The 23,612-nt window shown below is 52.4% G+C and carries 22 protein-coding genes, 1 tRNA gene and 1 pseudogene; 12 read left to right on the top strand and 12 right to left on the bottom strand.

What is annotated here, in order from left to right:
• Window positions 1-165 (top strand): annotated as a pseudogene (locus tag ACIQZK_RS08695) (outer membrane protein assembly factor BamE); the annotation flags it as partial.
• A 62-nt stretch (window positions 166-227) separates the two neighbouring features.
• Here the strand turns inward: ACIQZK_RS08695 and ACIQZK_RS08690 are convergent.
• Window positions 228-2,489, bottom strand: a complete 2,262-nt coding sequence (locus ACIQZK_RS08690) for an NADP-dependent malic enzyme (protein WP_397575783.1) — start codon at window positions 2,487-2,489, stop codon at window positions 228-230.
• Window positions 2,490-2,590: 101 nt separating this feature from the next.
• Between ACIQZK_RS08690 and mutS the strand changes: the two genes are divergently transcribed.
• Entirely contained in the window at window positions 2,591-5,209 is a 2,619-nt protein-coding gene (mutS, locus tag ACIQZK_RS08685) for a DNA mismatch repair protein MutS (RefSeq protein WP_397575782.1), read from the top strand.
• Here the strand turns inward: mutS and ACIQZK_RS08680 are convergent, their stop codons facing one another.
• Window positions 5,210-6,475, bottom strand: a complete 1,266-nt coding sequence (locus ACIQZK_RS08680) for a NupC/NupG family nucleoside CNT transporter (RefSeq protein ID WP_395634508.1) — start codon at window positions 6,473-6,475, stop codon at window positions 5,210-5,212. It lies immediately after the preceding gene.
• 86 nt (window positions 6,476-6,561) lie between these two features.
• Here ACIQZK_RS08680 and ACIQZK_RS08675 point away from each other — a divergent pair, with 86 nt between their 5' ends.
• From ACIQZK_RS08675 to ACIQZK_RS08650, 6 genes are all read left to right on the top strand, one after another.
• The gene (locus ACIQZK_RS08675; RefSeq protein ID WP_397575781.1) at window positions 6,562-7,245 is read left to right on the top strand and encodes a queuosine precursor transporter; all 684 of its coding nucleotides are present in this window, start codon (window positions 6,562-6,564) and stop codon (window positions 7,243-7,245) included.
• Window positions 7,235-8,125 (top strand): acetylglutamate kinase, encoded by an 891-nt coding sequence (gene argB / locus ACIQZK_RS08670; protein WP_397575780.1) that lies wholly within the window; start codon window positions 7,235-7,237, stop codon window positions 8,123-8,125. Before ACIQZK_RS08675 ends, argB begins: the two co-directional genes overlap by 11 nt.
• A gap of 82 nt (window positions 8,126-8,207) precedes the next feature.
• Window positions 8,208-8,510, top strand: a complete 303-nt coding sequence (locus tag ACIQZK_RS08665; protein ID WP_395634505.1) for a YggT family protein — start codon at window positions 8,208-8,210, stop codon at window positions 8,508-8,510.
• 8 nt (window positions 8,511-8,518) lie between these two features.
• The gene (gene folD / locus ACIQZK_RS08660) at window positions 8,519-9,403 is read left to right on the top strand and encodes a bifunctional methylenetetrahydrofolate dehydrogenase/methenyltetrahydrofolate cyclohydrolase FolD (protein WP_397575784.1); all 885 of its coding nucleotides are present in this window, start codon (window positions 8,519-8,521) and stop codon (window positions 9,401-9,403) included.
• Between the two features lie 4 nt (window positions 9,404-9,407).
• Window positions 9,408-10,094: a hypothetical protein gene (locus ACIQZK_RS08655; protein ID WP_397575779.1), complete on the top strand. Its 687-nt coding sequence runs from the start codon at window positions 9,408-9,410 to the stop codon at window positions 10,092-10,094.
• Window positions 10,091-10,714, top strand: a complete 624-nt coding sequence (locus tag ACIQZK_RS08650; protein ID WP_397575778.1) for a MarC family protein — start codon at window positions 10,091-10,093, stop codon at window positions 10,712-10,714. The genes ACIQZK_RS08655 and ACIQZK_RS08650 overlap by 4 nt, the downstream gene beginning before the upstream one ends.
• On the opposite strand, the gene ACIQZK_RS08645 is transcribed toward ACIQZK_RS08650, so the two are convergent.
• A complete protein-coding gene (locus ACIQZK_RS08645; protein WP_397575777.1) occupies window positions 10,715-11,332 on the bottom strand; it encodes an LON peptidase substrate-binding domain-containing protein in 618 nt (205 codons plus the stop codon).
• Complete coding sequence (locus ACIQZK_RS08640) at window positions 11,329-12,258, bottom strand: tetratricopeptide repeat protein (protein ID WP_397575776.1); 930 nt, start codon at window positions 12,256-12,258, stop codon at window positions 11,329-11,331. Before ACIQZK_RS08640 ends, ACIQZK_RS08645 begins: the two co-directional genes overlap by 4 nt.
• Before the next feature lie 164 nt (window positions 12,259-12,422).
• Between ACIQZK_RS08640 and ACIQZK_RS08635 the strand changes: the two genes are divergently transcribed.
• Window positions 12,423-12,497: transfer RNA gene (locus ACIQZK_RS08635), tRNA-Gly, on the top strand.
• 103 nt (window positions 12,498-12,600) lie between these two features.
• A complete protein-coding gene (locus tag ACIQZK_RS08630; RefSeq protein WP_397575775.1) occupies window positions 12,601-13,905 on the top strand; it encodes a tyrosine-type recombinase/integrase in 1,305 nt (434 codons plus the stop codon).
• A gap of 46 nt (window positions 13,906-13,951) precedes the next feature.
• Here ACIQZK_RS08630 and ACIQZK_RS08625 read toward each other — a convergent pair whose 3' ends face one another.
• The gene (locus tag ACIQZK_RS08625) at window positions 13,952-14,746 is read right to left on the bottom strand and encodes a hypothetical protein (protein ID WP_397575774.1); all 795 of its coding nucleotides are present in this window, start codon (window positions 14,744-14,746) and stop codon (window positions 13,952-13,954) included.
• 190 nt (window positions 14,747-14,936) lie between these two features.
• On the opposite strand from ACIQZK_RS08625, the gene ACIQZK_RS08620 reads away from it, so the two are divergent.
• Complete coding sequence (locus tag ACIQZK_RS08620) at window positions 14,937-15,293, top strand: hypothetical protein (protein ID WP_397575773.1); 357 nt, start codon at window positions 14,937-14,939, stop codon at window positions 15,291-15,293.
• Here the strand turns inward: ACIQZK_RS08620 and ACIQZK_RS08615 are convergent.
• The 6 genes from ACIQZK_RS08615 to ACIQZK_RS08590 form a co-directional block, all read right to left on the bottom strand.
• Window positions 15,283-15,621, bottom strand: a complete 339-nt coding sequence (locus ACIQZK_RS08615) for a hypothetical protein (RefSeq protein WP_397575772.1) — start codon at window positions 15,619-15,621, stop codon at window positions 15,283-15,285. The genes ACIQZK_RS08620 and ACIQZK_RS08615 overlap by 11 nt on opposite strands.
• Before the next feature lie 203 nt (window positions 15,622-15,824).
• Window positions 15,825-16,484, bottom strand: a complete 660-nt coding sequence (locus ACIQZK_RS08610; protein ID WP_397575771.1) for a recombinase family protein — start codon at window positions 16,482-16,484, stop codon at window positions 15,825-15,827.
• A 58-nt stretch (window positions 16,485-16,542) separates the two neighbouring features.
• Complete coding sequence (locus tag ACIQZK_RS08605; protein WP_397575770.1) at window positions 16,543-16,710, bottom strand: hypothetical protein; 168 nt, start codon at window positions 16,708-16,710, stop codon at window positions 16,543-16,545.
• Window positions 16,711-17,164: 454 nt separating this feature from the next.
• The gene (locus tag ACIQZK_RS08600) at window positions 17,165-17,662 is read right to left on the bottom strand and encodes a hypothetical protein (protein ID WP_397575769.1); all 498 of its coding nucleotides are present in this window, start codon (window positions 17,660-17,662) and stop codon (window positions 17,165-17,167) included.
• A gap of 72 nt (window positions 17,663-17,734) precedes the next feature.
• Window positions 17,735-20,425 carry a DNA polymerase gene (locus ACIQZK_RS08595; RefSeq protein WP_397575768.1) on the bottom strand — a complete coding sequence of 897 codons (2,691 nt, stop codon included), beginning with the start codon at window positions 20,423-20,425 and terminating at the stop codon, window positions 17,735-17,737.
• 225 nt (window positions 20,426-20,650) lie between these two features.
• Window positions 20,651-21,232: a hypothetical protein gene (locus ACIQZK_RS08590; RefSeq protein ID WP_397575767.1), complete on the bottom strand. Its 582-nt coding sequence runs from the start codon at window positions 21,230-21,232 to the stop codon at window positions 20,651-20,653.
• A 282-nt stretch (window positions 21,233-21,514) separates the two neighbouring features.
• Between ACIQZK_RS08590 and ACIQZK_RS08585 the strand changes: the two genes are divergently transcribed.
• Complete coding sequence (locus ACIQZK_RS08585) at window positions 21,515-22,237, top strand: MT-A70 family methyltransferase (RefSeq protein WP_397575766.1); 723 nt, start codon at window positions 21,515-21,517, stop codon at window positions 22,235-22,237.
• A 1-nt stretch (window position 22,238) separates the two neighbouring features.
• Here the strand turns inward: ACIQZK_RS08585 and ACIQZK_RS08580 are convergent, their stop codons facing one another.
• The gene (locus ACIQZK_RS08580; RefSeq protein WP_397575765.1) at window positions 22,239-22,841 is read right to left on the bottom strand and encodes a MunI family type II restriction endonuclease; all 603 of its coding nucleotides are present in this window, start codon (window positions 22,839-22,841) and stop codon (window positions 22,239-22,241) included.
• Between the last annotated feature and the right edge of the window lie 771 nt (window positions 22,842-23,612).

Genomic DNA, 23,612 nt, shown 5'->3' with positions numbered 1-23,612 from the left:
TCGGTTGCGCAAACGGGCAAAGAACTTATTTCGAAAATCAGCCCTGAAGGCGATAAAACGCCAACGCTTGGCCGCAACAAGAGCTTCTTTGAAGAAATCTTCGGCAATATCGGTGCAGTGGGCGCAGGCAGTGGCCAAGGCGCGACGCCGAACAGCCCGAACTGATTCCGGTTTAACGTCACGACATTGGAAAAGGGCGGGGACCATCGCCCCCGCGTTCCTGCCGCTTATTCGGTGACACCTGCCGCAGCAAGCACGGCCAAGGTCACCAAATCGCTGGCGCTTGTTGCCATGGTGGCCACCTGCACCTGACGTTCGATACCCAGCAGCATCGGTCCGATGACTTGGTCCCCACCCAATTCGCGCAATAGCTTTGCCGACAGGTTTGCAGATTGCAGGCCGGGCATGACCAGCACGTTGGCTGGTCCGGACAAACGGCAGAACGGATAGTTTTTCATCAACGCTGGGTTGAGCGCAACATCCGGCGGCATGTCGCCTTCATATTCAAAGTCAGGGCGGCGGGCATCCAATATGGCAACGGCATCGCGGATGTTATTAAGCCAGTTTCCAGCCGGATTGCCAAAGGTCGAGAATGACAGGAACGCAACGCGCGGGACATGGCCCATGCGGCGGGCAACGCCAGCGGTTTTCTCCGCAATATGGGCAAGCTCTTCTGCCGATGGGCGTTCGTTGACCGTGGTGTCGGCGATAAACACCGTATGTGTTTTACCGACCATGACGTGAATGCCGAACGGTGTCGCATCCTTCTTGGCATCGAGCACCCGGCGCAGCTCGCGCAGGGTTTGTCCAAAGGTACGCGTCACGCCCGTGATCATCGCGTCTGCTTGATCCATCTGCAGCAGCAGTGCGCCAAAGATGTTGCGGTCGCGGTTGACCATCCGTTGAATGTCACGACGCAGATAGCCGCGACGCTGCAAGCGGCCATATAACCGGTCGACCATTTTCTCGACCAGTGGACTTTGGGCGCTGTTATGGATTTCATATTCGTCCGGATTGGCGCCGAGCCCGATCAGTTTTTCGGTAACGCGCGCATCGCGTCCGACCAGCACGGGAACGCCATAGCCATCTTGTTTGAACTGAACGGCGGCACGCAACACGACATCTTCTTCAGCTTCTGCAAAAATGACGCGCTTTGGTTTTGCCCTCGCGGCTGCATACACTTGGGTCAGAACCGAGGTCGTCGGGTTTTGACGCGCGCGCAGGCTCGCGCGGTAGGCATTCATATCGGCAATCGGCTTTTGCGCGACGCCCGAATCCATCGCTGCTTTTGCAACGGCGGAGGCGACGATCTCCATGAGGCGCGGATCGAATGGCGACGGGATGATATAATCCCGCCCGAATTTGTGCATTATGCCGCCATAAGCAGCGGCCACTTCTTCGGGCACGGTTTCGCGCGCCAATTGCGCCAATGCATGTGATGCCGCAATCTTCATGGGTTCGTTGATCGTTGTGGCGCGTACGTCGAGCGCCCCGCGGAACAGGAATGGAAAGCACAGGACATTGTTGACCTGATTTGGAAAATCAGACCGCCCGGTCGCAATGATCGCATCGGGCCGTGCCGCGCGCGCCACAGGTGGCGAGATTTCGGGATCGGGGTTTGCCATGGCGAAGATGATCGGCTCGGGGGCCATCGTTTTGACCATGTCGGCGCTCAACGCATTGGCGGCGGAAAGACCAAGAAACACATCTGCGCCGACGATGGCCTCTGCCAAATTGCGCGCGGTTGTTTTTGCCGCATGCGCCGATTTCCACTGATCCATGCCTTCCGTACGGCCCTGATAAATCACGCCGGAACGGTCGCACATAATGACATTGTCGTGCGGTACGCCCATGGCCTTGATCAGCTCGGTGCAGGCAATCGCCGCTGCGCCTGCGCCATTGCAGACGACCTTAATATCTTTCAACGAACGGCCTGTAAGCTCACATGCATTGATCAATCCTGCCGCCGCGATGATGGCGGTGCCATGCTGGTCATCATGAAAGACGGGGATGTTCATCCGTTCTTTCAACGTCTGTTCGATGATGAAGCAATCGGGCGCGGCTATGTCTTCCAGATTGATGCCGCCAAATGTTGGTTCAAGAAGTTCGACCGCGTCAATGAAGCGCTGCGCATCTTCGGTCTTCACCTCGATATCGATCGAATCGACGTCGGCGAAGCGTTTGAACAGAACAGCCTTGCCTTCCATCACGGGCTTGGATGCCAATGCACCCAAATTGCCCATGCCAAGAATCGCTGTACCATTTGAGATAACTGCGACGAGATTACCCTTCGCAGTATAATCATAGGCCGTTGCCGGGTCGTCATAAATGGCCTGCACTGGCACAGCGACGCCTGGTGAATATGCGAGCGACAAATCACGCTGTGTCGCCATTGGCTTGGTCGCCACGATTTCGATTTTCCCCGGGCGGCCTTGGGAATGGAAATCCAATGCTTCCTGAGCTGTAATCTGGACGTCGCTATCGTTCATTTTTGGCCCTGACCCTGTATTATGATTCAAAGTGCCCTAACGCGGTGGTGCCGCTAGGGCAAGCATTGCCCCAAAGGAACGGCTCCGCTATCGCGTTGCCCATGACGGGGATAATGAAAGCAACATCGGGACCGACACCAATGATGGTGCAGTATCTCGGGCTGAAGGCAAAGGCCGAGGATTGCCTGTTGTTCTACCGCATGGGCGACTTTTTTGAGCTATTCTTTGACGATGCGCGCGCTGCCGCTGCAACGCTGGATATCGCGCTCACATCGCGCGGCGAACATGATGGCAGACCCATTCCGATGTGCGGTGTGCCGGTGCATGCAGCCGAAGGCTATCTGGCGCGGTTGATCAAGGCGGGGCACCGCGTCGCGATTGCCGAGCAAACCGAAAGCCCGGAGGATGCCAAAGCGCGCGGCGGTTCGAAGACATTGGTGGCGCGCGACATCGTCCGGTTCGTGACGGCAGGGACGCTGACCGAGGACAGCTTGCTGGACAGCTGGACTTCGAACATGCTCGTCGCGGTCGCGCCGGTGGGTGACGAATATGGTCTTGCGGCAGCAGATATCTCGACAGGCTATTTCGAACTGGTCACCGTTGCGGCGAGCGCGCTTGAAGCGGAACTTGCACGCCTTTCCGCCAGCGAATTGGTCGTTCCGGATGGTTTGGCGCAACAACTTACGGGCGCAATCATTCGTCCGCGCGCTGATTTTGACAGCATTGTGGGCGGCGATGTGTTGAAACAGCATTTTGCCCTTTCGACCTTGGACGCCATCGGTGCGGTGACACGTGCTGAGCAGGCTGCAGCTGGCGGGCTCATCGCCTATCTGGCGCATGTCGGGCGCGGCAATATGCCCTTCCTTAAGCTGCCTGTCCGGCGTGAAGTGCATGCCCATTTGCTGATTGACCAAGCAACGCGTGATAGCCTGGAAATCAGCGCAGCGCATAAAGGCGCACGCGCTGGATCATTACTGGCCGAGGTTGACCGCACGATAACGGGTGCCGGCGCACGCCAGCTGGCGTCCGACCTGTCTGCGCCGCTGATGGACCAGAATATTATCGAAGCGCGACTGTCGCTGGTGCAGTGGTTCCATGACGCGCCGTTGACCCGCGATGCCGTCCGGTCCGCTTTGCGACAATTGCCGGATATTGCCCGCGCATTGGGCCGTGTTGTTGCCGGACGCGGCAGTCCACGTGACTTGGGACAAATTCGTGATGGGTTGGATGCGGCGCGCCATCTGCGGGAGCGATTGGGCGCCATGGCCGACCGCCCCGTCTTGCTCGACCAATTGTTGCCGATGTTGGATGGCCACGGCCATATGGTCGACATCCTCAGCCGTGCGCTTGTCACCTCCCCGCCCACCGACACCGCGCAGGGCGGCTATATCGCCGAAGGCTATGATGCGGCGCTGGATGTGCTGCGTTCGGCTGGACGTGATGGGCGGCAGGCAATTGCCCAATTGGAGGCGCGCTATCGCGATTCGACCGGCGTGGCTGCGCTGAAGATCCGGCACAATGCGGTTCTGGGATATTTTGTCGAAGTGCCCGCAAAGCATGGCGATGCACTTATGGCGGCTGGGTCAGGCTTTGCGCACCGGCAAACGATGGCCGGCGCGGTCCGTTTCAATTCGCCTGAGCTTCATGAAGAGGCCATGCGCATTACACAGGCCAGCGGACATGCCTTGGCTGCGGAAGCCGCGCATTTGGAAGAACTGACCGCGATTGTGCTCACGCGGCGGGATGCCATCGCCGCCAGCGCCGACGCCTTGGCGCGGATCGATGTATCGGCGGCGCTGGCGGAACGCGCTGCAGAGGGCAATTGGTGCCGTCCCTCCTTTGTCAGCCACCCATGCCTTGAAATCGAAGGCGGCCGACATCCGGTGGTCGAAAGCGCGCTCGCCAAATCGGGTGACCGGTTCATTGCCAATGATTGCAAGCTGTCGCCCGATAAGCGGCTGTGGTTGGTCAGCGGCCCTAATATGGGCGGTAAATCCACCTTCCTGCGGCAGAATGCGTTGATCGTTTTGTTGGCACAGGCGGGCAGCTATGTTCCTGCGATATCGGCCAAGCTCGGACTTGTTGACCGCCTTTTCAGCCGCGTTGGCGCATCGGATAATCTTGCGCGCGGGCGATCGACCTTCATGGTCGAAATGGTCGAAACGGCGGCCATTCTTGCACAGGCAACCGAACGCAGCTTTGTGATTTTGGACGAGGTTGGGCGCGGCACATCGACCTATGACGGCCTTGCCATTGCATGGGCGGTTGTCGAGGGCATTCACGAAACCAATCGCTGCCGCTGCCTGTTTGCCACGCACTATCACGAACTAACCCGTCTCTCGGACAGCCTTGACGCGCTGTCGCTGCACCATGTCCGCGCCAAGGAGTATAAGGGCGACCTCGTCTTGCTCCACGAGCTTGGCGATGGCCCCGCCGACCGTAGTTACGGGCTCGCGGTGGCAAAGCTTGCCGGTCTTCCGCCGCAAGTCGTGTCGCGGGCAAAGACCGTGCTGGAGAAACTCGAAAAAGGGCGCGCGGAAACGGGTGGCTTGGCCGCGGGTCTGGGTGACCTGCCATTGTTCAGCGCAGCGCTCGACGCCGCCGAGGCCAAGGTCGATGCCTTGCGTGAAAAGCTGACTGGCCTTGATATCGACGCGCTTAGCCCGCGCGCCGCGCTTGATCTGCTCTATGAATTAAAGCGGGCGGCTGGCGAAAATTAATTAGCCCAAAGACAGGAACAAACCGGCCAGCGCCGCGCTCATCAGGTTCGATAGCGATCCGGCAGCAAGTGCTTTCAAGCCCAGCTTGGCAATCATGGGCCGCTGGTTTGGCGCAAGGCTTCCCGTCACGGCCATTTGAATGGCAATCGAGCTGAAATTGGCAAATCCGCACAAGGCGAATGTGACGATACCGACGGTCGGTGCAGACAATTCTTTCAAGGCGCCCAAATCAATGAAGGCGACAAATTCGTTCAGAACGATTTTGGTGCCGAACAAGCCGCCGGCCTGAATCGCTTCATGCCATGGCACGCCCAAAAGGAACATGACGGGTGCAAAGGCATAGCCGACAATTTGTTGGAAACTCAGGTCAGGCTGGCCAAACCAGCCGCCGATGCCGCCCAATATGCCGTTGGCCAGTGCAACCAAGGCAACGAAAGCCAGGACCATCGCGCCGACCGCTACCGCCAGCTTAACGCCGGTTTGTGCACCCTGCGCCGCAGCCATGATGATGTTGGCAGGTTTTTCTTCGCCATCATCATGGACCATCACGGGTTCATCATCGGGGTGCGGGTTCGCGAGCGCAGGATCACCCTCGGCAAGCACCACCGCTGGCACGTCGGGCATCATCAGCTTGGCCATCAAAATGCCGCCCGGTGCGGACATGAATGCTGCTGCGAGCAGATAATCAATGCGGATACCCATGGACGCATAAGCGGCCAATATGGTGCCAGCAACGCCTGCCATGCCCACGGTCATGACGCAGAAAAGCTGTTCGGGTTTCAAATTGGCCAGATAGGGGCGGATGACCAGTGGCGATTCTGACTGACCCACGAAAATATTGGCGGCCGCGCACAGGCTTTCGACTTTTGAAATGCCGGTAATCTTCTGCAAACCGCCACCGATCCAGCGGATGACATATTGCATGATGCCCAGATAATAGAGGATCGAGATCAGCGACGCGAAGAAGATGATGACGGGAAGCGCAGCAATCGCAAAGCTGTTGCCGCCGATTTCGGGCGAGGCGAGCGGGCCAAAAATGAACTGCGTGCCCTTCGCCGAATAGCCGAGCAGGTTCGAAACGCCGGTAGATGCGGCATTGAGCGCGACCTTACCCCATGAGGTGTAGAGAACGAGGGCAGCGATGCTGGCTTGCAAGGCAAAGGCTGCGCCAACCACGCGGAACTTGATGGCGCGCCGGTTTGACGAGAGCAAAATGGCGATCGCGAGAATCAGGGCCATCCCTGCAACGCTCAATAAAATATGCATAAAGTCCCCACCCCTGATGTAGTGCCGCGATACCTAGCGCCATCGTTGGCCTTGCGCCAATAAAATTAGACGCTAGTCAGTTTCACATGACTAAACAGACCACAATACGCGCGACCGAGGGAGGTATCCCGAAATCGCTTTTCATGTTCTCAATCATTTACGGCGGCATGGTGTGCATTGCTGGCGTGCTTGGGAATAAACAAGTTTCTTTAGGGCCGCTGGCGGTAGAAGCGGGCATCTTCCCGTTTCTTTTGCTGGTCATCCTTTCCAGCGCGGTGGCGGCCTTGCACGGCAAGATGATTGCGGACCGATTGGTCAAATATGGCTTCATTCCGTTGATCGCGTCGATATTGCTCGCATTGCTTGTGCTTTCATTGCCCCCGTCACCGAAGATGGACGGCAAATATCTCGATGCGTTCAACACCATGATGGGCCAGACGCCGCGTATTTGGGTCGCAGGCATCGTCGCATATGGCGTGTCGCAAATGCTCAACGTCTATCTGTTCGATCGCTTGAAAAACACCGTAGGTAAATATGTCGCATTGCGCGGCGCCATCGCCGCGGTGCTATCGCAGATCATTGATACCTTATTGTTTGTGAGCATTGCCTTTTATGGTGTGTTTCCGATCACGGACCTTCTGCTCGGCCAAATGCTGGCCAAGGTCGTGTTGAGCATGATCATGGTGCCATTGCTCATCACTTTCTTTGTCAGCTACGGCCATAGGCTGGACGGCACGGACCCCAAGGCAGTTGGTTCGCATGACGATTAACCCCGCCAACCTGGCCAAAGCAGAAACGCTTACCGAAGCTCTGCCCTATTTGCAGCGTTATGCGGGCAAGACATTTGTCGTAAAATATGGCGGCCATGCGATGGGCGATGCCGGTCTGGCGCGCGATTTCGCGGACGATGTCGTGCTTTTAAAAGCCGTCGGCATCAATCCCGTCGTCGTCCATGGCGGCGGGCCGCAAATCGGTGATATGCTCAAAAAATTGGGTGTGGAAAGCCAGTTTGTCGATGGTTTGCGTGTCACCGACGCTGAAACCGCGAAGATCGCTGAAATGGTACTTTCGGGAGCCATCAATAAGGAACTGGTCGGCTGGATCAACGCGGCAGGCGGCAAGGCGCTTGGCATATCTGGCAAGGACGGTGGCTTTGTAACCGCAACGAAGGTTCAGCGGACGCAGAAGGACCCGGACAGCCATATCGAACGCAATATCGATTTGGGTTTTGTCGGCGAACCGACGATGGTGGACCGCAGTGTCATTGACACGATCAGCGCCGCGGGCATGATTCCGGTCATTGCACCCATTGGCGTCGGCGCAGACGGGCATACGTACAATATCAACGCCGACACGATGGCAGGCGCAGTGGCGAGTGCGCTTGGCGCATCGCGGTTGTTCCTTTTGACCGATGTTGCCGGCGTGCTCGACAAATCGGGCGCGCTGCTGACCGATCTGGATCCTGCAGCGATTGCCAAGCTGCAAAGCGATGGCACGATTAGCGGCGGCATGATTCCCAAAATCCAGACCTGCGTTGATGCGGTGGAATCGGGCGTGGACGCAGCGGTCATCCTCGACGGACGCACCAGCCACGCGATGTTGATCGAAATGTTCACCGTGAAGGGTGCGGGCACGCTTATCCATAAGTGAAATCGGCCATTGCTGTTTTAGGGTGTTGATACAGCGCCTTGGCTCGGCTAATTGCCAACGCCAGACCTATCCGGAGAATATCATGCTTCTCGCGCTCGTTTCCATTATTGGCTATCTGATGTCGATCCTTTCGACGGTGGTCATCGTTCAGTTTATTTTGAGCCTGCTCATCGCGTTTAACGTCGTCAGCCTTTCGAACAATATTGTCGCGTCAATCTGGCAGGCACTTAATGTCATTCTTGATCCGTTTTTAAAGCCCATCCGCAAAATCCTGCCCGACACCGGCATGATTGATTTTTCGCCGATGGTGTTGCTGATCGGGCTGCGCATATTTCAGATGCTTTTGGCGGGCCTTGCCAATGACATCTCAATGGCGGGCATGTGAGCACGGCCATGATCATTGATGGCAAAGCCTTTGCAGCCGATTTGCGCCAACGGATCGCAGCTTTAGTCCCTGCTTTTGTAACCAAAACAGGCAGAAGCCCCGGTTTGGCGGTTGTGCTGGTGGGTGAAGACCCCGCAAGCCAGGTCTATGTCGGGTCCAAGAAAAAGGCGACTGTCGAAGCGGGCATGAACAGCTTTGAACATAAGTTGTCGGCTTCGGTTTCGCAGGATGAACTGATCGCATTGGTGGAAACACTCAATGCCGATCCGGCTGTTGATGGCATCTTGGTTCAGCTGCCTTTGCCCGCGCATATGGACGACAAGGCGGTCATTGCCGCAATTGATCCCGCCAAGGATGTCGACGGGTTCCATGTGGTCAATGCAGGGCGGCTTGCCGTGGGCGAGGATGCTTTTGTGCCGTGCACACCTTTGGGCTGCCTCATGCTCTTAAAAGACCATATGGGCGATTTGTCCGGTAAAAATGCCGTGGTGATCGGACGCTCCAACATTGTTGGCAAACCAATGGCGCAATTGTTGCTCGCTGAAAATTGCACCGTCACCATAGCGCATAGCCGCACGCAGGATTTGCCCGATGTGGTGCGGCGTGCGGATATTGTTGTCGCAGCCGTCGGCCGCGCTGAAATGGTGACCGGCGACTGGTTGAAACCGGGCGCAGTGGTCATCGATGTCGGCATCAACCGCCTTGCGCCCGCTGATGGGCAAAGCAAGGGCCGGCTGGTCGGCGACGTTGCCTTTGATGATGCCCTCCGTCATGCTGGCGCCATCACCCCCGTGCCGGGCGGCGTTGGACCCATGACTATTGCGTGCTTGTTGCGCAACACTCTGGTCGCGGCGCATCGCCGTGCGGGGATCATAGTGCCGGAAGGTATATAACGTCATGAAACCCGTTTTCGCCCTGATATTTGTTGCGGCGTTGACGGGTTGCGCCTCTGGCCCCAGTCCAGAGTTTCACACGTTCCAACCGAAAATTGCCAATCCAAGTGCGATCATCGCGGCGGAAATTGGCTTTAACCAGCTGGCCCAACAAAAGGGCCAATGGACGGCATTTCGCGAAACGGCTGCAAAGGATGCGGTGCTGTTTGTGCCGCAACCTGTGGCCGCGTCCGAATGGCTAAGGGGCAAGGCTGATCCGGCAGCATCGGTGAAGCGGCAACCGCATAAGGCATTTATGTCGTGCGACGGCAAAACCGGCGTCACGACAGGTGCATGGCAGCGGCCCGATGGCTCGGTTGGCTATTTCACCACTGTGTGGGAATTTGTCGAAACGAACAATCGCGGCGATGGCGAATGGAAATGGGTACTGGATCATGGCGATACCCTCACCGCGCCGCGCATGCCGAAGGAAATGATTGAGACCAAGGTCGCGAGCTGCAAGGGCCGTGCGCCCGCAATGCTGGTGGCACCGCCCGAGGGCACTAAAACGAAGATCGGTTATGCGCGGGATCAGTCGCTAAGCTATCGCTGGATCGTGCACCCAAATGGCGCGCGGACCATTGAAATCACATTGTGGAACGGTGAAGCGACGGAAACCGTGATTACCGATCAGGTGGCCGCTGCGTTATGATGGAGCTGTTCCTCTCGGCCTTCATCACATTTTTCGTCGTGATCGATCCTCCGGGATGCGCACCAATTTACGCGAGCTTGACCAAAGGCGCAAATGCCACACAGCGCCGCAATATGGCGTTTCGCGCGGTCATCGTCGCGTCGGGCATATTGTTGGTGTTTGCTTTGTTCGGCGAACAATTGCTCTCGGCATTGCACATTGAACTGAACAGCTTCCGAATCGCTGGCGGCATCATGCTGTTCCTCATCGCCATCGACATGGTTTTTGAAAAGCGCACCGAACGCCGTGAAGAGCGCGCGCAGAAGATTATCGATACGCCCGAAATCGAAGACGTTTCGGTCTTTCCCATGGCCATGCCGATGATTGCGGGGCCAGGCTCCATCGCATCGGTCATGCTGTTGATGTCGCAAAATAGCGGCATGGATCGCGCAGGCTTGGTCCTTGGCGCGCTTGCCGCCGTGCTGATGCTCACCCTGCTCGCGCTTTTGGCCGCTGGCCCGATCATGCGGGTGCTGGGCGCAAATGCAGAGGCTGTCATCACACGGCTTCTCGGCGTGCTGCTCGGCGCGCTTGCGGCGCAGTTTGTTATTGATGGACTGCGCGCAAGCTTCGCTGGCTGATTATTGCAGCGTTACCCGATCGTCCGATCCGTCATGGCGTCCGAAAAACTGCATCAGTTGAACGATCGTATCTGCGCGGTCTGATAAGCCCCGCGCCTCCAACAATGCCTGTTTTGCGGCATAGTCGAAGGGCGCGATTTGGGCGATGACGTTGACCAAAGAATAATCATCCAGCTGCGACACCGCGCTCCAATCGACACTATAGCCCTGCGCTTCGGCAAAGCGGCGCGATTCGATTTCGAGTGAGGCACGTTCCGCCAGCGATAGGGCATCGCCCATTTCGTCTTCTTCCCAAAGCTCGGCTTCGACCTGCCGAAAGCTGGTGGTGACATTGAGCTCTTGCACGATCGAAAAGCGCTGCACGCCTTCCAGAATGATATTGTACCTGCCATCGTCGAGCGCCTCCACATCGTGGATGCGTGCAAGGCAGCCGACGGTGAACAGCGGCGGGTTGGTGCCTTGTCCCTTGGGCTGGATCATGCCGATTTTGCGGTCACGCGCCAACGAATCGCCGACAAGGTCACGGTAGCGTGGTTCAAAAATATGCAGGGGCAATTGCATGCCCGGAAAAATAATGGCCCCAGTAAGTGGGAAAATCGAGATACGGCGCGTGGTCATCCGAACAAGATCGCAGACAATTTACGGCGTGTTGCCGACACCCATGGGTCCTCAAGACCAATGACAGCGAATATTTCCAAAAGCCGGGCCTTTGCCGCGTCTTCATTCCATTCGCGGTCGGCGGCAATGATATGCAACAGCGCTTCGGCTGCGCCATCACGGTCACCGGCGGCCATTAACGCGTTCGCGAGATCAAGCCGTGCTTGATGGTCTTCGGGCGCTGCATCCACGGCTGCTTTCAAACCGGCCAGTTCTTCCGGCGGGACAGCGGCGGCGGCAATGCTCAATATCGACCCCGCCTTTTCGAGCGCAGGATCGGCGCGCAGTTCTTCGCTCAGGCTATCATAAACCGCCTGTGCCTCTTCCAGTCGGCCAATAGCGGCCAGAGTCCGGATGAGGCCAGACAAAGCAGCAGGATGCTCCGGCGATATCGTCAGCGCCTCCGCAAACAGGCCATAAGCCTGCTCTGCTCCGTTATGCGCCAAAAGATCTTCTGCGGCCTCCATCAGCGGCAACAGGGCCGCTGTGGGGTCATCAGCTACCGGCCCTGCCGATATGGGCAATTTCTCCAGCAGCTGATCCAGCATTTGCTTCAACTGCGGCTCGGTGCGTGCTGGTGACAGGTCCGCAATGGGCTGTCCCTGAAAAATGGCATAGACGGTCGGAATCGAACGCACCTGAAACTGGGACGCGATGAACGCATTCTCGTCGACATTGACCTTGGCCAAAACGACGCCGCGATCTGCATATTCTGCGGCAACCTTTTCCAATATTGGCGTCAACTGCTTGCATGGGCCGCACCATTCTGCCCAGAAATCCAGGATCACCAATTTGTCCATCGACGGCGTAACGACGTCGTTCCGGAATTGCTCAACGGCTTTTTGCTCGTCGGTGGTAAGGCCCATCGTCGCCACTGCATTCTCCATTCCACAGGATTCGTTTCGCCCCTATGTGGGCAAAGCGGGGGGTTTCACAATAGAGGCATTACCCCAGTTTTCGTAAAAAGCCGATATTTGGGGCTTGCGGGGGAATATACCCCATGCTAACGGCGCGCCTCACCCGTCAGGATTTAAAGAACCTGACCGCCAGAGCGGGCGTAGCTCAGGGGTAGAGCACAACCTTGCCAAGGTTGGGGTCGAGGGTTCGAATCCCTTCGCCCGCTCCAGTTTTCTTAGTGAAAACAACGACTTACAAAATAGCCGTTTTCCAAAATCCAATTTTAGACCATCTTCGGATCATGTTCGGATTCGTAGAGGGATGTTCGGATTTTGGTAAAAACGAGTCTCAAGGGTTCTGCTTCGATAGCTAAACCGACAAAAACAGCCAAAAATGCTTCCAAGGGAGCGGTCACGGATAGCAAGACGTTCCGTGACGGGCTCATATACCTCTACCAGCGAGCAGACTTTAAAAAGCCCACATGGCTATGCCGTGTGAAGATCCCTAATGGACCGGGTTACGTAAACCGCAGCACCGCAACTGGGGACGAGCATCAGGCGTTTAAGTTCGCTGATGACCTCTACAATCAGCTTCTTGTTAAATCGCTCACTGGTGAGGCTCCACCCGCCAAACAGATGGGTCCTGCAATCAAGTCGTACATCGAGCGGTTGGAGGCGATGCCCCACAAGCTATCGATCCATTACAAAATTCTGCTGTTGAAGCGGATTAAACCCTTCCTCGAGCGGAAAAGCTTCGATGACCTCACTACCTCGTTGTTGTCTAAAGTAGTTGATGAGCAAGTTGCCCTGACAAAGAAGGGCAAGCTATCACCGAATACAATCAAACGTATATTCACGGACCTCAAGCACTTCATGCAATGGTGCAAAGAGGAGGGATTCATAAAACAGCTGCCCGACTTTCCTAAGGTCAACGGTGTAGCAACCAGCCGTCCACACTTTAACCCTGAGGATTGGGGTAAGCTTACTCGGCAACTTCAAGAAATCGTAAAGGTCGAGAATAGTGCCATCAAGCGGGACCGAATGATGCTGAGGGATTATGTCCTCATCCTGGGCAACACTGGAATACGTGTTGGTGAAGCCCGGACATTGAAGTGGGGAGATATAACCGAGATTGGTGGTGGCAAAAGTGGACCTAAGCACATCACTCTTATGGTCTCGGGTAAGACTGGCAAGCGGGAGGTTGTTGCCCGCTCTGCTGAAATCAAAACATACTTTAAGCGGATTCATGATCTCAGGGTTGAAGAGCTTACCGTGGAGGGCAAGCGCAAGCCCAAGATTGATCCGAACAGTTTGGTATTCTGCCACAAAGACGGATCAGAGATCGGAACGTTCAAAAAGTCATTTGCCGCTTTGATGAAAAAGGCAGGTGTTGAACGGGATAGCCACGGCAATCTGAGGTCACTTTATTCGCTACGTCATACCTATGCGACATTCCGCCTCCAAAATGGGGTGCAAGTTTATTCCCTCGCCAAGAACATGGGCACTTCGGTTGCTATGATAGAGCAGTACTACGGACATACGACCAATGTCACTTCGGCTGCAGAGCTGACGAAGCAAATTAAGAAAGAATCTACCGGAGCGGCATCGTCCCTGAGCTGGCTAGGTTCTGAGTCATGAAAATAGATTAGCGAACTGTCTGAATAAGACAGCAGATTTTAGCGTTTTATTTTCCAGTAATCGCCTTCTGCATAACGACACTCAGGATGTTGCCGACTGCAGCACTTTCAATCCTAGCATCGGCATATGGGCGGTAAAAAGCTCCAATAGATATATTTGGTCCAGCTTCCACACCATCAGATCTTGGGATTCCCAGGGCGAAAACCGACGTTCGATCGTCGTTGGCGTCCTTCCAAATATGAATGAAGAAGAATGTCTGAAAATTAGAAGTGCGAGACGATTGCGTCGGGACCATACTGATGACGTTCGCCATGCTATATCCGCTGAAGATGGTGCCGAAGGAAGGACGGATACCACTTTCATTAAACGTAACCGGACGATCAATTAGACCGTTTATGGTGTAGCTAACACCGGTTTCCATGGCCTGAGGGGTGTAGGCATATTGTATCCAAGACGCTTTTGGGGAAGAGCATCCAGCCGGCATTCCTGACCGATCAATTTTCTTGTATTCTTTAAATTTGTTGCGGGAAAAGGCCGACCATTCAGCTCTGTAGAGAGAATGCACCCAAGCTTCACAAGATCGATCACCTTCCGTTTGTGTAAACCCAGTTTTTCCTTCTTCAATTTTAGTGACAGTCACACCGTTCGATCGAAGGAAGTTAGCGACCAGATCAAGTGTCTGTTTCGGATCTTGAGGTGTTGTCACGACCGAGCCACCAAACCCAAGGTGAGCTATGCTGGTGTACTTAAAGTCTATCCTATCAATTCCTGCAATGGCAGGGGCAGAGAATGTAACGGCGATTATAGGCGCAATGCCCCACCAGCTAACTTTTATAAACATACGCACCCTAACGATTCGCAGCGAGACGATACAAATCATACCTCGAGGCATTTGTTTTTCAATCCGTCAGTTGGCAGTTCACTAGGCTGTGTGTGTGATGGATTTTCCATGTTACATTGGAGTTATAAAGCCCGTGGACCTTAAATCCGAATGACGGGATCCCTGACATATCAACCAAGGAGATATGTCAATGGAACTCAAATTTGCTGCAATCGCCCGGCCCAACAAAGCCACCGCTGATGTTCAACGCCGCCAGAAGCTGGTCCGTAGAATCGATCAACAGATAGGTTACGTTCGTCAGATCATCGATGGCAAACAGCCTCGGGCGGCTTGGGCGTGGATGGATGAAGCTGGCACATACTTCCTTCCGATCAAATACGGTCGTCAGCCGCTTGAACTGAAGAAGGGCATGTTCTCAATTCAGTGTGCGGACCTCGATCATGTTGAGGCGGCCCTATGCGCCGTCAGGGCTATAGTTTTAAAAGGCGATCTCGACGATCAGTTGGCGAAAGCATCGACTGACATTCGAGCGAAGTTTAAAAGCTAACTGCAAATATGATGATTATCAATATGAGCCCAATTAGCAAAAAAGGCAGAGAGGACGATCTTGGGCCCGCTCCCTCTAACTGGGCAATCATAGCCTGTATTTGACCTTGCTCTTGGTGAAGCTTTTTCATTGCAGCCCGCATCGTTTCGTTCTCGAAGTATGAGCGAGAATCTTCAGCTAATAATTCAGCATCGTTGAGCAGTTTTAGGGCGCTATGTAATCTCTGGACTGGGGCATCTTTTGACGAATGCAGTTCGTTTATAGCAGTCTCATACAAATGTTTTGCCTCAGCTAACATCGCCGACACGTGGGCTTCTTCAGGAATCATGCCGCTCTGGGACATTCGAATATCGTTTTGGCTTTCAATAAGAGTGTTTCGAGGTCAGTTGACCTGTCAATTTTTACAAGGTCAGGAATGGTTGGGTTGGTCAGGAGATAAACGATTTCCGGCACTTTTGATTCACCTCACTGCATACGTTTGTCTGAGTGCTACAATGTTAGGTGCCATTGGAGCAAATAATCTGTCACACGTTATTTGGAGCTAAGCCGATTGCAAATTAGTCTGACTTGTTCGGGATAAAAGCGACTCCCCGTGGCTGTAAGGATTCCCATATCATTCAGGCGGCGAGCCATCTCACTCAGCGACAACCCCTGTTCGACCATTGGCATAATAATCGGGCGCAATATCTCAGCCCGTTCATTCGCTGCTGTGCGATTCTGCTCTGCAAGCACTTTGCCATTCTTGCCGAGCATAACGCCCCGCTTCTTAGCTTCAGCAAGAGCACTGCGAGTACGTTCGGAAATCAGCCGACGTTCTTCTTGCGCAAGGGCTGCAAAGATGTGCAGCTGGAAATCTGTGGCGTGAGGCATCTCTGCTACCACCAACCCAATGCCCTGCTCCATAATCGATGCAATGAAACTTACCTTACGGGAAAAGCGGTCCAGCTTAGCGATCAGCAGTTTGGCATCATGCTTCTTTGCATGATTGATAGCCTTCCAAAGTTCCACCCGCTCGTCATTCTTGCCGGATTGTACCTCGACGTATTCGGCGACCACCTTATCACCTTCGGACAAGAACCGTTCGACGAGCGAATGCTGTGCAGCTAGCCCGAGACCTGACTTACCCTGCTTCTCCGTAGAGACCCTAAAATATGCAACGTATCGAGACATCTCGGCTTTTCCTTCAAACATATACCAACGTTTATGTTTGACGGGCTCCGATGAAATCGAAGGTTGGGCAACGGATAGGTTACGATCGAATGACGATTACCGTGCAGCCTTGTCGGATAAGATCGGACTTTGCGGGTAGCTGGCTCAATTCGGAACCCTCATAGACGTTGAGTGTTTTGATAGGTGCCGATTGCAACGCTTTGATCAATTCCTGCTTCGATTTCGGTTTTTGGATTTTAGACAACATCACCAATCTCCATGACCATCGGACACAAAGAAGTCAGATAGCTCAAAATCATGATTTGAACGCTTCTGATTCCGGCTTCGGCTTAACGGCGAGGGACTACTCGGTAACGATCCAACGTTGTTAGATGCCCCATTATCTACCAGCATTTGATCGACAAGCTGAAACCTATGGTTTCGGGTTACAAGCTGCTGGGATTGATTGAGGATGTAATCGGTCATCAGCTCAACGAGAACTGATGTCCTAGTTCTACCGCTTGCGTGACAGATTGCATCAAAGCGGTTTCTTGTATCGATAGGGGCTTTAAAGTTAGTCAGATACGACGTGTTCATGGAATGAACTCCTTTTCAAACTTGTTGGATTTTAGAGTATATTTAAGGATCAAGACGCTGCGCCGTGCAGGTCCTGGGCGGAGGGGTTGAAGACCGGATGTGTGATAGGGGTCTGTACCCAGCGATCACGGAAGGCGAAGGTTCACCCAGTCAATGGCATCAGAGTATTCGGGCTTGTCCCGATACTTCGTGATGTAGTTAATCCAATTTTGGTCAGGATCAGGCTGGCAATCGATTTGCCAATACCCCCACTGAGTGGATCGCCAATGCTCGGCAATCAGGACAGGAAATTCTTGAGCGATATCGGTGCGAGGGCAATCAATTACAGCGTGATAATGAAGCCGCTTTGAACCACCACCTTCAAGGACAGGGATACAAGATACACCTTTGCCAAAACGTGCAGAAGCCTTGCCGTAGATCGACCGATTTAATCTATTCAAGAAGTGACGTAGGTTTTGCGATGCGAGGGTTTCAGTGAGCCATACTTGGGCAGCTAGATGCCCATCATTGACCGTAACAGACTGACGCAGGGTTAAAGTGACAGCGAAAGGATGCTGCCAATCGGCGAGCTTGAACCATTGCCTTAAAGAATGTTGGAGTGCAGAGTCTCTCGAGTAACCCATTAAAATAATGCCGTTCGGGATAAATTGGGGATCTTTATTCCCTATTTATCAAACGGTATTTTTGGGGCTCCGTTACAGCCTTGATATGAACGGACAGGGTCTACCGATTGAGGAAACAAGATCGATGGCGTCCGAGACGCTGGCGATAAAAGCATCAACTTCAATGTCGGGAAAGCGTTCGGATAACTTTGATAGAGCGGCGTATACACCCGGTGTTGGGGGACATTTCTTAGGCTCGAATGGTTTGCGGGAAGCATTCTCAACATCAGATCTTTTACACGGGATACCAGCGTCCAAGAGAATGTCGGCGAAATCTCCATTATCGATGCCGTCTTGCTGCCAAATTAATCCAGCTTTTGAATGACGCCAAGCTGAACCCAAAGCTTGCCGCAGACGTTTCAAATCACCCCCGTCTCGGCGAAGATACTTACTGTCAGCCCTTCCCAATGAAGAATGCGTCATGACATATGTGGCAAACTGCCGATAATCGTTTAGGCTTTTCATGCAGAATGGAGCGTGAATTGCAAATTGCTCCCAATAACCACGCATCAAGATGAACTCGTCTACGGTGTCCCACGGTTGGGTCGAAAATGCGACATGACCATGTTCAGCAGATTGTGCCGCTGCAAAGGGTTTACGCTTCCAATCAAACTCCATGCTGAGCTTCTTAATGAGGCTTTTATCGACAAGATCGGTATCGAAGGTGACCATATCCCTGACACCGGTTTTGATCTTCATGCGGATCACATCATCAGGCGTGCGATTGAAAAACAGGTCGGTGATGTAATCGTTTTGCAACCTTACATTATCTAAAGCTTCGGGAAGAAAGATACCGCCTTTAGCGAGTACAATGTTGCTGTTCCCACCATCAGGATCAATCCCAGGTTTCAAAGTTGCTTGACCACGAGTTCGCCATCCCAACGGCTGGCGGACCTTATGCTTGATTTCAAGAACGCTTGCTTCACCGGTCAGCATTTGGCGGCTTTGCCTGTATAGATCGACAAGCGGACCTTGTGTGGCAACTTCGATTTCAGCTTGTGTTGCGTTAGTCAAAAACCCATCGGTGGTACAACTGAACACACAAACTTGTTCGGGTAGATCGTTGATGATCTCACCAAGCACAGCTCGAACGAAAGACGTAATGTATGAAGCGAAGAAGGGGTTTGTGATTTTGCTTGGAGGAAGAGGTTTGGTGCTTCTATCTCTCAGGTCAAAGACACGCTTTTCCATCAATCCTTGAGCGGTCTTTCCATAAGAAGCGTTACTTAGCTCCTTCCAAAATAGATTCTCAAGCGACCCCTTAGGGAATGAGGATCGTTTGCCGATGCAGTCAGCGATGAAATCACCAAACACCCTTTCATCTGTTTCTGATGGAACAACAACACCATGACGAATTTTGAGTTTGGCTTTCAACGAGCGAGCCAGCGCAATCTCGGGTGAAGAACAGTTGCTGATACCTTTGCGGGGAAAGATTAGACCATTGTCAGTTCGGACGGGCATTGTTGGAAATCGAACACTTTTTGGGAATTCAAATTCAACACAAGCGACGCCAAGAACGTCAGCCTTAAAATCTGCAACACGCTTGGTTACGAAGATGCGTTTCCAATCAGCTTTACGGATAAGACCCATTGCCGATGGGTAAGCGCTGGACAAATCATAATCGGTCCAATCATCGTCGAATGCAGGACCAAACCAGAACTGTTCATTGCGACCACCGTGATAACACTCGGTGGCCAGGTGTAGATGCCATGACACTTCCTCCAAATCGACAGCTCGTTTGCGGCTCTCAAAATATCCAAACCTTTTGTTGAACTGACGTTCGTAAACTTCTTCCTTTCCCAAGACATCAAGTGGGTGGGATTTTCCTGATTTTGCCCATGACTTCCAAAGGAGATCAACGCCGATAGAGGTCAGGGTTGCGGGAAGTTTAGATGTACCAAGAAGGGATCTACTCTGCTCGATTAAGCGGTCAGCGTAACGGACGCATATAACGGAATCATTAAGTGCGTATCGGTCAAAAAGATCGGGTTTCTCCGCAAGGAGAATGTCCATATTCTCTTTGTAGAATTGATCTTTGACAGGGTCAGGATCGAGATCGATCTTAGGTTGTCCCACAAGTTCCCCAAGTGCCTTCAACCCCTTTGATGCGGCTGGAGTTAGTAACATGGTGTCTCTAACAAGGACTTTGACGGGTACCTCATCACCATCCTCACAAGGTATCTTGACCTCAATGTGACCATCAATTGAGAGGAAGGTGTTTCTTACACTCGATATCATTTGGGTTAAATTTTTGAAGTCGGAAAACGCTGGGAAGTCAGCTCGGGTGAAGTGTCCAACGAGGTAGATCATTCTAGGGATGGATTCGATTACCCCTGATTGAACCCCTTTCCAAACTGCGAAAGTAAGGATGTCTGATAGTGATAATCGGTTATCAACCTCACCATCTTGAGGGAAACATATCCCACCCCATTCTGGTTGATCGGGAAGGGATGGATCGTAAAGTTTACAATAAACTTGATACGATAGAATTTTGTTGCGACCAAACCCTTGTTCAAGTTCCCATCTTTGAAGGGGGTTAGAAGGAGTCTTGTACTCGGTATCAAATCCAATTATAAGAAAAGGACTACTAGTATTTGAATCACTTTTACTTCTTCTACCTTTCTTATTTGCTCGGTAAAAGTTATTACTCTCCACCCATATACAACTTTTACTGAGGATACCATTCTCTCCTCTTGTTAATACGGATCGTTTAACTTGATCCATTATGGTTGATCTGCGAGTAGATCATCAATGGTGATTTTCGGGAGATGTTCATCGGGATCGTAGGAACTCACGGTTATCTTATCCCTAGAAGCGACCCTATCGTGAAGCTCTTCATCCTTACCCCACTTGATGAATTTACCACACGCTCCGCATTGTACTTTGTGCCGGTGGGCGGACTCTGGCGGCATGCCAATCCAATGCGACGCTGCGCTTACGCATGAACACTTAAACTGGATTTTGTTTGGCATGGCCTACCTCACTCAAAACGATTTCCGGCCCGACTAAGCGATGCTTTACTGATAATGTTTTTTTCAGAGCCTCAATAGATTTATCGATCAGCCTTTCGTCTATTTCTTTAAATTGTGTTTCATATTTTAAAACAATATTCTCAAAGGCGAACCCGACCTTATCGTGTTCCACAAGGGTTTTCAAACCGCTTGAAATTGCCCCCCTCATGACAGCTTTAGCAATGGTAATTTTGATACCATTTAGGGCGATGCTGTTTCTGATGCGCCTCGCATAGGTTCTCTTGCCGTTTTTTTCGAAGAGTACCCATTCATAAGCTGCAAGAGCTACCAAGCAATCTCGTTCGGCATCGTCCCGAGGTTCAAATTTGTCAGCCGTCAATTTGCACATTTTTGCAAATGCCAAATCCCACGCCTTGAGACCAAACCCGTGTAGTGGATCACCTTCGGGATGCTTCAGTTGGTGGATCTTTGCATTTCGCATGACCCGCCACGCATCTTCAAGATCGTCAAGTGTTTCGATGTACCTTAGGTCACGGTCAGGTAAGGGTTGTTTTGCCATTGAAGTCCCTTTGTGACGCAACCCTACCAAGGCGGTTGCCTGTCGCTTCAACGTTGCACATCATCGCACTTTCCCCAAATCAATTTGGTACAGCCGACGCTGAGACCCTAGAAATGCAGCCATTGCCTCATCACTGACACCAATCCTTGCCAGCCCGTCATTCTATTCATGCCTGTCGGATTGTTGCCAACTTTCTCAATCGCCTCTATAACAAATTTGATATTTGAAATCGTTCGCTGCTTCCGCCGAAGGCGATCCAGTACATAACCCGAGGTAAATAAATTGGTCAATAAATCCGGATACTCCGTTTACAATCCCGATGCAAAAGTTCGAACCAGGCACAACACTCTAGAAGAAGTATACCCGACACTTCCTGACGAAAAATATGACATTATATACGCTGATCCACCTTGGGATTACGGCGGAAAGATGCAGTTCGATTTGACGAGCAAAAAAGATTTTAATAAGGGATTTGAGAAAAAAATCTTCATTAGCGCTGCAAATTTCAAATATCCGACAGTAAAAACTAAAGAGCTTATGCGTCTGCCGGTTGAAAGCATTGCGGCAGATGACTGCCTACTTTTTATGTGGGCAACTAACCCTCATTTGAAGCAAGCAATCGAACTGGGAACAGCGTGGGGCTTTGAATATAAAACGGTAGCCTTTGTTTGGGATAAAATGGTCCACAATCCGGGCCAGTACACACTATCACATTGTGAGCTGTGTTTAGTCTTCAAGCGAGGCAAAATTCCTCGACCGAGGGGGGCACGCAATGTGCATCAGCTTGTCCATGCGCCTCGTTCCAAACATAGCGAAAAACCAAACAAAATACTGACCAACATTGATTTGATGTTTCCATCACAGAGAAAAATCGAGCTTTTTGCACGACGGAGGTCTGTTGGATGGTCCGTATGGGGCCTTGATGTTATTTATGACAATGCATTGCCTCTATTAGACGACTCGGAGCCGCTAACGAAGGGCGACCAATTATCCCTCCTAGGCTAAGTCAGTCTTCCAAAAGCGGCCTTAGATGGGTGTTAAAGTGATTTAAAAGAGGAGTTGCGTTCAATGCATCTCTCCACATGAAAAAATGTGACGAATGCCCCTCATACCAGCACGTTATTTCTCGGACTCTGCAAGGGTCCCGAGAAATGTCGCCCTGAAATACCGTCCAGAACGGTAAAACACTCTCTCCCAAATTACCCCGCTCACGCAAAACACGCAACAAACCGGGAGTGAAATACTTACAAGAGCGTTCGTGGGCGTTTCCTCTGCCAGCGCTTCGAGGCTTTCCTTCAACCCATCCGTCTTGACGCTTCACTTCAACATACAAAGTTTTTTGGGTTCTGATGTTATCGATTGCGTAGTCTGGTGTAATACCATGTTTTGTTATGATAATGTCAGGCGTGTAGATTTCACCCAGAACCTCCGGATGCAAATCGACCTTGACATATACATCTTTGAACTCTTGGGGCTTCGACCTTACTTTGAAATCGGATCCCTTGAATTCAGTGTTAAGTACCTCAAAGAAGTTTTTCTCTGCTATTCCTGCATTTACACCGCTATAGTCCTGCCAAACAGATCTAGTACGCAGCTCTTTGGTGCCCATCCTAAGTTAAACCTCTCAAATTCAACCAAGCGTTTTCGACCACACCAAACGACTGCAGAGCGATAACATTATAGCTTGCTGAATGGAAATTTGCTCGACTGGTTAGTGTGCAGTGCTCTTTGATTTGCACAGCATATCAAATTCGAAATCACTTGCAAGCAGATGACAGCTCTATCAGCAATTTCGGCCAAGTTCGAGGAGGCATAAGGCAAATGTTGTCTGAACGCACGAGCGCACATTTACCAGGTGTGTTACTGTTTCTGCAGAGGTCCGAATTTGAATGTCTGCAGCCAAGGGACTGATAAGGGGTATCTTGGTCAGAAAGAGGGCGGCGTTGAAGCGACATAGGTTTTATTCGATACTTACAAGGTTCCAGATACAGTTTGCATATCAGTTGAAGCCTAGCTTTGCCATCGTTAACATCGCTCTATTAGTTTGACCGGTATCACTCGACACTTGGCAGTTGGAACATGGGTAAGGACTTCGGCAATGTTGATATCATTTTGCCTTGTAAATCACAGGCGTTTGCATTAGCGACCCATGTCATTGAACAAACGGAATAATTCTATAGTTTTACAGCATCTTCGGATCATCTTCGGATTTAAAATGCGCCGTATAAACTATTGAAAAATAACGTTTTTTACATAGAGCCGAATCTTGCCAAGGTTGGGGTCGAGGGTTCGAATCCCTTCGCCCGCCCCAATGATTTCAATGACTTAGGTGATATCGGCTTTGTTGCTCAAAGCGGGCTTGCAGCCTGCGTTTTAATCA

Origin of the sequence: Sphingorhabdus sp. (assembly GCF_044338195.1) — a bacterium.
Lineage (GTDB): Bacteria > Pseudomonadota > Alphaproteobacteria > Sphingomonadales > Sphingomonadaceae > Sphingorhabdus_B.
This window is presented reverse-complemented; position numbering and strand designations above follow the sequence as displayed.

What these genes read in the sequence shown, in the direction of transcription:
- ACIQZK_RS08600 (WP_397575769.1), bottom strand. Translation starts at nt 17,662, where the DNA reads ATGGGTTACTCGAGAGACTCTGCACTCCAACATTCTTTAAGGCAATGG.
- ACIQZK_RS08690 (WP_397575783.1), bottom strand. Translation starts at nt 2,489, where the DNA reads ATGAACGATAGCGACGTCCAGATTACAGCTCAGGAAGCATTGGATTTC.
- ACIQZK_RS08680 (WP_395634508.1), bottom strand. Translation starts at nt 6,475, where the DNA reads ATGCATATTTTATTGAGCGTTGCAGGGATGGCCCTGATTCTCGCGATC.
- ACIQZK_RS08605 (WP_397575770.1), bottom strand. Translation starts at nt 16,710, where the DNA reads ATGTTGTCTAAAATCCAAAAACCGAAATCGAAGCAGGAATTGATCAAA.
- ACIQZK_RS08640 (WP_397575776.1), bottom strand. Translation starts at nt 12,258, where the DNA reads ATGGAGAATGCAGTGGCGACGATGGGCCTTACCACCGACGAGCAAAAA.
- folD (WP_397575784.1), top strand. Translation starts at nt 8,519, where the DNA reads ATGATCATTGATGGCAAAGCCTTTGCAGCCGATTTGCGCCAACGGATC.
- ACIQZK_RS08590 (WP_397575767.1), bottom strand. Translation starts at nt 21,232, where the DNA reads ATGGCAAAACAACCCTTACCTGACCGTGACCTAAGGTACATCGAAACA.
- ACIQZK_RS08580 (WP_397575765.1), bottom strand. Translation starts at nt 22,841, where the DNA reads ATGGGCACCAAAGAGCTGCGTACTAGATCTGTTTGGCAGGACTATAGC.
- mutS (WP_397575782.1), top strand. Translation starts at nt 2,591, where the DNA reads ATGACGGGGATAATGAAAGCAACATCGGGACCGACACCAATGATGGTG.
- ACIQZK_RS08625 (WP_397575774.1), bottom strand. Translation starts at nt 14,746, where the DNA reads ATGTTTATAAAAGTTAGCTGGTGGGGCATTGCGCCTATAATCGCCGTT.
- ACIQZK_RS08615 (WP_397575772.1), bottom strand. Translation starts at nt 15,621, where the DNA reads ATGATTCCTGAAGAAGCCCACGTGTCGGCGATGTTAGCTGAGGCAAAA.
- argB (WP_397575780.1), top strand. Translation starts at nt 7,235, where the DNA reads ATGACGATTAACCCCGCCAACCTGGCCAAAGCAGAAACGCTTACCGAA.
- ACIQZK_RS08645 (WP_397575777.1), bottom strand. Translation starts at nt 11,332, where the DNA reads ATGACCACGCGCCGTATCTCGATTTTCCCACTTACTGGGGCCATTATT.
- ACIQZK_RS08610 (WP_397575771.1), bottom strand. Translation starts at nt 16,484, where the DNA reads ATGTTTGAAGGAAAAGCCGAGATGTCTCGATACGTTGCATATTTTAGG.
- ACIQZK_RS08595 (WP_397575768.1), bottom strand. Translation starts at nt 20,425, where the DNA reads ATGGATCAAGTTAAACGATCCGTATTAACAAGAGGAGAGAATGGTATC.
- ACIQZK_RS08620 (WP_397575773.1), top strand. Translation starts at nt 14,937, where the DNA reads ATGGAACTCAAATTTGCTGCAATCGCCCGGCCCAACAAAGCCACCGCT.
- ACIQZK_RS08655 (WP_397575779.1), top strand. Translation starts at nt 9,408, where the DNA reads ATGAAACCCGTTTTCGCCCTGATATTTGTTGCGGCGTTGACGGGTTGC.
- ACIQZK_RS08650 (WP_397575778.1), top strand. Translation starts at nt 10,091, where the DNA reads ATGATGGAGCTGTTCCTCTCGGCCTTCATCACATTTTTCGTCGTGATC.
- ACIQZK_RS08675 (WP_397575781.1), top strand. Translation starts at nt 6,562, where the DNA reads ATGACTAAACAGACCACAATACGCGCGACCGAGGGAGGTATCCCGAAA.
- ACIQZK_RS08665 (WP_395634505.1), top strand. Translation starts at nt 8,208, where the DNA reads ATGCTTCTCGCGCTCGTTTCCATTATTGGCTATCTGATGTCGATCCTT.